This is a genomic window from Variovorax sp. KBW07 (genome assembly GCF_003852515.1).
In the GTDB taxonomy this organism is placed as follows: domain Bacteria; phylum Pseudomonadota; class Gammaproteobacteria; order Burkholderiales; family Burkholderiaceae_C; genus Variovorax.
This window is the reverse complement of sequence record NZ_QAJK01000165.1, coordinates 2276-11747: the sequence shown is the minus strand read 5'-3', so window position 1 is coordinate 11747 and position 9472 is coordinate 2276. Positions and strand designations below refer to the sequence as shown.

Here is a 9472-nt window from a genome sequence, read left to right as displayed (position 1 = left end):
GTCGCCCTGAACAGCAGCGCCTCAAACACCAGCCGAACGCAGCGAAGAACCCGCGATTTCAGTAGAGCTGCTTAGGCGCTGAAGCCTTCCAGCTGCGGCTGATGCGCCCCGCGCTGTCGATGCTTTCGAGGTGCACGTCGAAGCCCCACAGCCGGGCGACGTGCTTCAGCACTTCTTCCGCACCGTCGTGCAGCGGCAGGTTGTTGCGCTGCGTATGGCGCAACGTCAGCGAACGGTCGCCGCGCGTGGCCACGTTCCATACCTGGATGTCCGGCTCGCGGCTGCTGATGTCGTACTGGCGTGACAGAGATTCGCGCAGCGACTGGTAGCCGCTGTCGTCATGGATGGCCGACACCTCGAGTTCGGATTCGCTCTGGTGGTCGCGAATCGAGAACAGCCTGAAATCGCGCATCGTCTTCGGGCTCAGGAACTGGCCGATGAAGCTCTCATCCTTGAAATTTCGCATCGCGTAGTCGAGCGTCTTCACCCAGTCGGTGCCGGCAAAGTCCGGGAACCAGCGGCGGTCTTCGTCGGTGGGTTTTTCGCACACCCGCCGCAGCTCGGTGAACATCGCAAAGCCCAGCGCATACGGGTTGATGCCGCTGTAGGCGCGGTGGCCCACCGGCGGCTGGAAGATCACGCCCGTGTGCGAGCTCAGCCATTCCATCATGAAGCCATCGGCCAGCTGGCCGCGCTCGTACATCGTGTTGAGCAGCGTGTAGTGCCAGAACGTGGCCCAGCCTTCGTTCATGACCTGCGTCTGGCGCTGCGGATAGAAATACTGGGCGATCTTGCGCACGATGCGCACCACCTCGCGCTGCCAGGGCTCGAGCAGCGCGGCGTTCTTCTCGATGAAATAGAGCAGGTTTTCTTGAGGTTCCGACGGAAAGCGGCGTGTCGCATCCGAATCGGCCGCCTGTTCGCTGCGGCGCGGCAAGGTGCGCCAGAGGTCGTTCACCTGCTGCTGCATGTGGCGCTCGCGGTCGGCGCGCTGCACGCTTTCTTGCGCCAGCGAACGCTTCTGCGGACGGCGATAGCGGTCGACGCCGTAGTTCATCAGCGCATGGCAGGAGTCGAGCAATTCCTCGACCGCGTCGAGGCCATGGCGCTCCTCGCACTCGGCAATGTAGTGCCGCGCGTAGACCAGGTAGTCGATGATCGACGACGCATCGGTCCACATGCGGAACAGGTAGTTGCCCTTGAAGAAACTGTTGTGGCCGTAGGCCGCGTGCGCGATCACCAGGGCCTGCATGGCCATGGTGTTTTCTTCCATCAGGTAGGCGATGCACGGGTCAGAGTTGATGACGATCTCGTAGGCCAGGCCCATGTGGCCGCGCTTGTAGTTCTTCTCGGTCGCGATGAACTGCTTGCCGTACGACCAGTGGCGATAGATCATGGGCATGCCCACGCTGGCGTAGGCGTCCATCATCTGCTCGGCCGTGATCACCTCGAGCTGGTTCGGGTACACGTCGAGCCCGAAGCCCTTGGCGGTCTTCGCAATTTCGGTGTGGTAGGTCTCGATCAGTTCGAAGGTCCAGTCGGAAGGACTGGGCAGGCGCTCCAGAACACGGTCGGACACGGGGAGGTCGGCGTTCATGAGGTGACCCCTTCCTTCTTGAACAGGTCGCGAAAGACCGGATAGATGTCCTGCGCATCGGACACCTTGCGCATCGCGAAGTTGGGTTGCACGCCTTCGAGCTGCTGGTACTCCTGCCACAGGTTCTGCTCGGTCTCGGCCACCTGCACATACGCGTAGTAGCGCACCACGGGCAGGATGTCGTTGACCAGCAACTCGCGGCAACGGCCGCTGTCCTGGTGCCAGTTGTCGCCGTCGCTGGCTTGCGCGCCGTACACGTTCCATTCGCCGCTGGGGTAGCGCGCCTTGATGATCTCGTCCATCAGCACCAGCGCGCTCGACACCACGGTGCCGCCGGTTTCGGTGGCGTGGAAGAACTCTTCCTCGGTCACTTCCTGCGCCTGCGTGTGGTGGCGCAGGAACACGAGGTCGATGGTCTCGTAGTGCCGCGTGAGGAACATGTACAGCAGCATGAAGAAGCGCTTGGCCATGTCCTTGCGCGCCTCGTCCATGGAGCCCGACACGTCCATCAGGCAGAACATCACGGCCTTGGCGCTAGGCACCGGCGTCTTCACGCGATTGCGGTAGCGCAGGTCGATGGGGTCGATGTAGGGCACGTGCCGCATGGTGCGGCGCAACTCGGCAATGCGCTCTTCGGTTTCGTGAATCTCTTTCTGGACCAGCGCCGAGGTGGCTTGCGGATGCTGCTGCAGATGAAGCAGGTGGGCCTCGAGGCGCTTCAGTTCCTTGCGCGGCTCGCCACCGAGCGCGATGCGGCGGGCCAGCGCGCCGCGCATCGAGCGCACCACGTGCAGGTTGTTGGGCGAGCCGTCGCTGGTGAAGCCGGCGCGGTGGCTCTTCCACTCGGGCACATCGGCGATCTGGGTGCGAATGAGGTGGGGCAGGGCAAGGTCGTCGAAGAACACGCGCATGAACTCTTCGCGCGTGAGCCGAAAGACGAAGTCGTCTTCTCCTTCGCCACCGTCGCCGGCCTCTCCGCTGCCGGAGCCGCCGCCGGCCNNCCTGGCCTTCGGGGCGCTTGATGCGGTCGCCCTTCAGGTATTCCTGGTTGCCGGGATGCACGTACTCGCGGTCGCCGCCGCGCGCATGCCCGAACACCGGTTCGGACACATCGTGGCGCGGCAGGGTCACATCTTCGCCTTGCTCCAGTTCGCGGATGTTGCGGCCGCTGACGGCGCGCCTTACCGCTTCCTGGATCTGCCCCTTGTAGCGCCGAAGAAAGCGCTCACGGTTGCCAATGGACTTGTTCTTGCCCGATAGCCGGCGGTCGATGATCTGCTGCAGGATGGCCACGATGGTGTCTAAGCTCCTTGCAAAGAAGAGAACGATTGAACGCTCGTCGCTATGAACTCTTGCGCACGCGCAGGTACCACTCGCAGAGCAGGCGAACCTGCTTGGCCGTATAGCCCTTCTCGACCATGCGGGTCACGAAGTCTTCGTGCTTCTTCTGCTCGTCGGCGCTGCTCTTGGTGTTGAAGCTGATCACCGGCAGCAGCTCTTCGGTGTTGGAGAACATCTTCTTCTCGATCACCGCGCGCAGCTTTTCGTAGCTGGTCCATGCCGGGTTGCGCCCCGCGTTGCCGGCCCGTGCGCGCAGCACGAAGTTGACGATCTCGTTGCGGAAGTCCTTCGGGTTGCCGATGCCCGCGGGCCGCTCGATCTTCTCGAGCTCGGCGTTGAGCGAGGCCCGGTCGAACACTTCGCCGGTGTCCACGTCGCGGAACTCCTGGTCCTGGATCCAGTAGTCGGCGTAGGTGACGTAGCGATCGAAGATGTTCTGCCCGTATTCGCTGTAGCTCTCCAGGTACGCGGTCTGGATTTCCTTGCCGATGAACTCGGCATAGCGCGGCGCCAGCAGCTCCTTGATGTAACTGATGTACTTCTGCTCGATCTCGGGCGCGAACTGCTCGCGCTCGATCTGTTGCTCGAGCACATACATCAGGTGCACCGGGTTGGCCGCGACTTCGGAGCTGTCGAAGTTGAAGACCTTCGAGATGATCTTGAAGGCAAAGCGCGTCGACACGCCGCTCATGCCTTCGTCGACGCCCGCGTAGTCGCGGTACTCCTGGATCGACTTGGCCTTGGGGTCGGTGTCTTTCAGGCTCTCGCCGTCGTACACCTGCATCTTGCTGAAGGTGCTGGAGTTCTCGGGCTCCTTCAGGCGCGTGAGCACCGAGAGCTGGGCCATCATGCGCAGCGTGCCGGGCGCGCAGGGGGCCTGGGCCAGCGACGAGTTGCGCACCAGCTTCTCGTAGATCTTGATTTCTTCCGAGGCGCGCAGGCAGTAGGGCACCTTGACGATGTAGATCCGGTCGAGAAAAGCCTCGTTGTTCTTGTTGTTGCGGAAGGCCTTCCATTCGCTCTCGTTGCTGTGCGCCAGCACGATGCCGTCGAACGGAATGGCTCCGAAGCCTTCGGTGCCCTTGAAGTTGCTTTCCTGCGTGGCCGTGAGCAGCGGGTGCAGCACCTTGATGGGCGCCTTGAACATTTCCACGAACTCCAGCAGCCCCTGGTTGGCCAGGCACAGGCCACCGGAGTAGGCGTAGGCGTCGGGGTCGTCCTGTGCGTAGGTTTCGAGCTTGCGGATGTCGACCTTGCCGACCAGCGAGGAGATGTCCTGGTTGTTCTCGTCGCCGGGCTCGGTCTTGGCGACCGCGATCTGCCGCAGCACCGACGGGTAGCGCTTGACCACCTTGAACTGGCGGATGTCGCCACCGTATTCCTCGAGCCGCTTGACGGCCCAGGGCGAGAGAATGCGATTCAGGTAGCGGCGGGGAATGCCGTATTCCTTTTCAAGTATCTCGCCGTCTTCGGTGGTGTCGAACAGGCCCAGGGGCGACTCGTTCACCGGCGAGCCCTGGATGGCGTAGAAGGGCACGTGCTCCATGAGCTGCTTCAGGCGCTCGGCGATGGAGCTCTTGCCGCCGCCGACGGGGCCCAGCAGGTAAAGGATCTGCTTCTTTTCTTCCAGCCCTTGCGCGGCATGGCGGAAATAGGACACCACCTGCTCTATGGCGTCTTCCATGCCATAGAACTCCTTGAACGCCGGGTAGATCTTGATGACCTTGTTGGCGAAGATGCGCGAAAGCCGGGGGTCGTTGCGGGTGTCGACCAGCTGGGGCTCGCCAATGGCCTTGAGCATGCGCTCCGAGGCGGTGGCGTAGGCCGTCGGATCGCGTTTGCAGGTGTCGAGGTAGTCCTGCAGCGAGATGACTTCCTCGCGAGTGCGCTCGTAGCGGGCGGCAAAGTTGCTGATCACATCCATGGTCACGCCTCCATCAGGTCAGTGGGGCTTTTGGCCCCGAGGCCTGCAGCAAAGGCAATGCGCGCCATTTAAAAGGTGTGCCCGCCCCGCTGCATGCGGTGGAAAACTCCCTTACAACAATCTGCTAACAATCAGCATAAAGCAAAGATTGAACCCGGCAAATCATTTCTTAAATCAGAACCACACCGACGAGTAAAGTTCCTCGAAAAAAGCGGAACTACTATTCAGATTTCGGGTAAATTCAAAAGCTCGCTTTCCTAATTCTCTCCGGGTGAAAACACCTATGCCGAATGGCCATCTGCCGCTTTTCGGTTTTTGCCGGGAAAGCATCGCCTATTGAGCCTCAGGGCTCAATAAAACGGCCACCTTCCTTCAATAACGTGCGATCCGCCGTTTGGTTTATTGCACATCGAAAAAAAATATAAAAGCAATCCCCGCGCCACTTTTTGAGCAGGCGCTTGCGCGTGTTGGCGTGGGAAAGGAACGCGGACGCCGGTCAGCGTGTGCCGCGAAGGTGCGCGAAGCACCTTTCGTGTGCCTGAAGCCGCTTCAGCGGCCTTTGCGCACCATTTCGACGAGGCCGGAGTCGGGGATCGTCGTGAAGTAGCCGGTGTTCGACGTGAAGTCTTTGGCCGCAAGCCGGGTGCCCGGCTTCACGTGACAGACGAAGAAGGGGCCTGAATCGCCGCACTGCAGCTGGATGGCTGCGGGGTCCAGGCCTTGGAACAGCGCTTGCACGTCCTTGGTGCGCATGGGCGTGATGTCTTGCGACTCGTCGCCCAGTTGCACCCGTCAATCTTCAGCTGAAGAACTCTTTGGCCTTGTCGAACCAGCTCTTGTCGGTGGGGCTGTGCTTGTCGCCGCCCTTCTTGAGCGACTCGTCGAGCTCCTTCAGCAGCTTGCGCTGGTGCTCGGTGAGCTTGACGGGCGTCTCGACGCGCACGTGGCAGTACAGGTCGCCGGGGTAGCTCGAGCGCACGCCCTTGATGCCCTTGCCGCGCAGGCGGAACTGCTTGCCGCTTTGCGTGCCATCGGGAATGTCGATGGCCGCCGCGCCCTTGAGCGTGGGCACGTTGATCTCGCCGCCGAGCGCCGCCGTGGTCACGCTCACTGGCACCACGCAGTGCAGGTCGTCGCCGTCGCGTTCGAACAGCTCGTGCTTCTTCAGGCGGATCTCGATGTACAGGTCGCCCGGCGGGCCGCCGTTGGTGCCTGGCTCGCCGTTGCCGGTGCTGCGAATGCGCATGCCGTCGTCGATGCCGGCCGGGATCTTGACCTCGAGCGTCTTGTTGTTCTTGATCTTGCCCTGGCCGTGGCACACGGTGCAGGGCTCGGGAACGATCTTGCCGCTGCCGTGGCAGGTGGGGCAGGTCTGCTGCACGCTGAAGAAGCCCTGGCGCATCTGCACCGCACCCGCGCCGTGGCAGGTTGTGCAGGTGATGGGCTTGGTGCCGGGCTTGGCGCCCGTGCCCTTGCAGGTGTCGCAGTTGTCCCAGCTGGGAATGCGGATCTGGGCTTCCTTGCCATCGGCCGCTTCCTCGAGCGTGACTTCCATGGCGTAGCTCAGGTCGCTGCCGCGGAACACCTGGCGCCCGCTGCTGGTGCGGCCGCCGCGGGCACCACCGAACACGTCGCCGAAGATGTCGCCGAAGGCTTCCGCGAAACCGCCGAAGCCTTCCGCACCCGGGCCGCCGCGCATGTTGGGGTCGACGCCGGCATGGCCGTACTGGTCGTAGGCCGCGCGCTTCTGGCCGTCGGACAGCATTTCGTAGGCTTCCTTCACCTCCTTGAACTTGGCCTCGGCGTCCTTGCTGGTGTCGCCGTGGTTGCGGTCAGGGTGGTGCTTCATCGCGAGCTTGCGATAAGCCTTCTTGATTTCTTCCTCGCTCGCGTTCTTGGGGACGCCGAGGGTTTCGTAGTAGTCGCGTTTGGTGGCCATGGCAGGTCGATCTGGAGATCAGGGAAGCAGCGGGAACTCGGGTAACTTGAAGCGAGAAAGGCTGGACCACCCCTGCGGGTGATCCAGCCTTGCTCAAGGGGCTGAAGATCAGCCCTTCTTGACTTCCTTGACTTCGGCGTCGACCACGTTGTCGTCGGCCTGTGCATGCGCAGCAGCTTCCGCGCCAGCCGGGCCGGAGGCGGCCGAGGCGCCGGCGGCAGCCTGCGATTCGGCATACATCTTCTCGCCGAGCTTCTGGCTTGCCGTCATGAGCGTGTTGGTCTTTTCCTCGATCACGGCCTTGTCTTCACCCTTGAGGGCTTCCTCGACGTCCTTGATCGCGGCTTCGATCGCTTCCTTCTCGGCGGCTTCCAGGCTCGCACCGTGTTCGCCCAGCGACTTCTTCACGCTGTGGACCATGGCTTCGCCCTGGTTGCGGGCTTGCACGATCTCGAGCTTCTTCTTGTCGTCTTCGGCGTTGAGCTCGGCGTCCTTCACCATCTTCTGGATCTCGTCTTCGCTCAAGCCCGAGTTCGCCTTGATGGTGATCTTGTTTTCCTTGCCGGTGCCCTTGTCCTTCGCGCCGACGTGCAGGATGCCGTTGGCGTCGATGTCGAAGCTCACCTCGATCTGCGGCGTGCCGCGCGATGCCGGCGGAATGCCTTCGAGGTTGAACTCGCCCAGTGCCTTGTTGCCCGAAGCGATGTCGCGCTCGCCCTGGAACACCTTGATGGTCACGGCCGGCTGGTTGTCCTCGGCGGTCGAGAAGGTCTGTGCGAACTTCGTCGGGATCGTGGTGTTCTTCGTGATCATCTTGGTCATCACGCCACCCATGGTCTCGATGCCCAGCGACAGCGGGGTCACGTCGAGCAGCAGCACGTCCTTGCGGTCACCCGAGAGCACCTGGCCTTGAATGGCGGCGCCAACGGCCACGGCTTCGTCGGGGTTCACGTCCTTGCGCGGTTCCTTGCCGAAGAAGGCCTTCACCTTTTCCTGCACCTTGGGCATGCGGGTCATGCCGCCGACCAGGATCACGTCGTTGATGTCGCTCACGCTGATGCCGGCGTCCTTGATGGCCAGGCGGCAAGGCGCGATGGTGCGCTCGACCAACTCGTCGACCAGGCTTTCCAGCTTGGCGCGGGTGAGCTTGATGTTCAGGTGCTTCGGACCCGATGCATCGGCCGTGATGTACGGCAGGTTGATGTCGGTCTGTGCGCTGTTCGACAGTTCGATCTTTGCCTTTTCAGCGGCTTCCTTCAGGCGCTGCAGTGCCAGCACGTCCTTGCTGAGGTCGACGCCCTGTTCCTTTTTGAACTCGGCAATGATGTAGTCGATGATGCGCTGGTCGAAGTCTTCGCCGCCCAGGAAGGTGTCGCCGTTGGTCGACAGCACTTCGAACTGCTTCTCGCCGTCGACGTCCGCGATTTCGATGATGGACACGTCGAAGGTACCGCCGCCCAGGTCATACACGGCGATCTTGCGGTCGGCCTTGTCCTGCTTGTCCAGGCCGAAGGCCAGGGCTGCAGCGGTGGGTTCGTTGATGATGCGCTTGACATCGAGGCCCGCGATGCGGCCGGCGTCCTTGGTGGCCTGGCGCTGGGCGTCGTTGAAGTACGCCGGCACCGTGATCACGGCTTCGGTGATGGTTTCGCCGAGATAGTCTTCGGCGGTCTTCTTCATCTTGCGCAGGATGTCGGCGCTGACCTGTTGCGGGGCCATCTTCTTGCCGCGCACTTCGACCCATGCGTCGCCGTTGTCGGCCTTGGCAATGGTGTAGGGCATCAGGTCGATGTCCTTCTGCACTTCTTTTTCCTCGAACTTGCGGCCGATCAGACGCTTGATCGCGTACAGCGTGTTCTTGGGGTTGGTGACGGCCTGGCGCTTGGCCGAGGCACCGACCAGGACTTCACCGTCTTCCTGGTACGCGACGATCGACGGCGTGGTGCGCGCACCTTCCGAGTTCTCGATCACACGCGTGGTGTTGCCTTCCATGATCGACACGCACGAGTTGGTGGTGCCGAGGTCGATGCCGATGATCTTTGCCATGTTCTTTACTCCTGAAAGCCTGAAAAATATGTTGTTATGAACTTGTGGATAACCCGGCGCGATTCAAGGGATGAAGCGGGGGTTTCCTGTGGAAATCTTGTGTGCCGTGTTGCAGTGCCGCGTGCCGTTTACTTCGGCGCGCTGACCGTGACCAACGCCGGGCGCAGCACGCGCTCGTTGATGGTGTAGCCCTTCTGGAGCACGCTGACCACGGTGTTCGGTTCCTGGTCGGCGGGCACCACCGAGATGGCCTGGTGCTGGTGCGGATCGAACTTGGCGCCGGGGGCGGGGGCCACTTCGATCACCTTGTTGCGTTCGAGCGCGCTCTTCAGCTGGCGCAGCGTGGCTTCGGCGCCTTCGCGGATCTGCTCGGGCGTGGCGTCCTTGATGGCAAGGCCGGCTTCCAGGCTGTCGGTAACCGGCAGCAGGCTTTCGGCGAATGCTTCGACGGCGAACTTGCGGGCCTTGGTGATCTCGTCGTCGGCGCGGCGGCGGGCGTTTTGCACGTCGGCCTGGGCGCGGAGGTACTGATCGGCAAGCTCGGTGTTCTTGGCTTGCAGCGCGGCCAGCTCGCCCTGTGCGATGGCCAGCGCGTCGAGCGCTTCGGCTTCGTTGGCGGCTTGCG

General features: G+C 62.4%; 6 protein-coding genes and 1 pseudogene. All 7 read right to left on the bottom strand.

The window, feature by feature from the left end; genetic code table 11:
* Positions 1-58 precede the first annotated feature (58 nt).
* Complete coding sequence (locus DBV14_RS29160) at positions 59-1597, bottom strand: SpoVR family protein (protein WP_124464748.1); 1539 nt, start codon at positions 1595-1597, stop codon at positions 59-61.
* Positions 1594-2890, bottom strand: a pseudogene (locus DBV14_RS29155) (YeaH/YhbH family protein). The gene DBV14_RS29160 and the pseudogene DBV14_RS29155 overlap by 4 nt, the downstream one beginning before the upstream one ends.
* Before the next feature lie 49 nt (positions 2891-2939).
* Positions 2940-4862 carry a PrkA family serine protein kinase gene (locus tag DBV14_RS29150; protein ID WP_124464746.1) on the bottom strand — a complete coding sequence of 641 codons (1923 nt, stop codon included), beginning with the start codon at positions 4860-4862 and terminating at the stop codon, positions 2940-2942.
* Positions 4863-5411: 549 nt separating this feature from the next.
* Positions 5412-5615 (bottom strand): hypothetical protein, encoded by a 204-nt coding sequence (locus tag DBV14_RS29145; protein WP_124464744.1) that lies wholly within the window; start codon positions 5613-5615, stop codon positions 5412-5414.
* 46 nt (positions 5616-5661) lie between these two features.
* Positions 5662-6801, bottom strand: coding sequence for a molecular chaperone DnaJ (dnaJ, locus tag DBV14_RS29140; protein WP_124464742.1), 1140 nt, complete (start codon positions 6799-6801; stop codon positions 5662-5664).
* 108 nt (positions 6802-6909) lie between these two features.
* A complete protein-coding gene (gene dnaK, locus DBV14_RS29135; RefSeq protein ID WP_124464740.1) occupies positions 6910-8847 on the bottom strand; it encodes a molecular chaperone DnaK in 1938 nt (645 codons plus the stop codon).
* A gap of 128 nt (positions 8848-8975) precedes the next feature.
* A partial coding sequence (gene grpE / locus DBV14_RS29130; protein WP_124464750.1) for a nucleotide exchange factor GrpE occupies positions 8976-9472 on the bottom strand: 497 nt, incomplete at its 5' end.